Origin of the sequence: Rhodococcus sp. R1101, from assembly GCF_000278445.1 — a bacterium.
Classification (GTDB): Bacteria; Actinomycetota; Actinomycetes; order Mycobacteriales; family Mycobacteriaceae; genus Rhodococcus; species Rhodococcus gordoniae.
Window position 1 is genome coordinate 1 of sequence record NZ_AJVB01000975.1, and the last position, 351, is coordinate 351.

The 351-nt window shown below is 69.8% G+C and carries 1 protein-coding gene; it reads left to right on the forward strand.

Going from position 1 to position 351, the window contains the following annotated elements; translation table 11 throughout:
- A partial coding sequence (locus R1101_RS29155; protein WP_037225535.1) for an MFS transporter occupies positions 1–351 on the forward strand: 351 nt, incomplete at both ends.

Sequence of the window (351 nt, forward strand, 5' to 3'; positions counted from 1 at the left end):
AACTGAATCTCGTCGCGGTCGGCTATTCCGTCGGCCTCGCTGCGTCGGTGCTGTACCTCGGGGCCGTCGGCGACCGCTACGGGCGCAAGACGATGCTCCTGATCGGCATGGCGTTGTCGGTGCCCGCCTCGGCGGTCGCCGGGTTCGCACCGAACGTCGATGTGCTGTTCGCCGCCCGGGTGCTCGGCGGCGTCTCCGCCGGTCTGGCGTTCCCCACCACCCTGGCGCTGATCACCGCGTTGTGGTCGGGCGCAGCACGGACCCGCGCGATAGCCCTGTGGTCGTCGATCGGTGGCGGCCTGACCGCGCTGGGCCCACTCGTCGCCGGCATGTTGCTCGAACAGTTCTTCT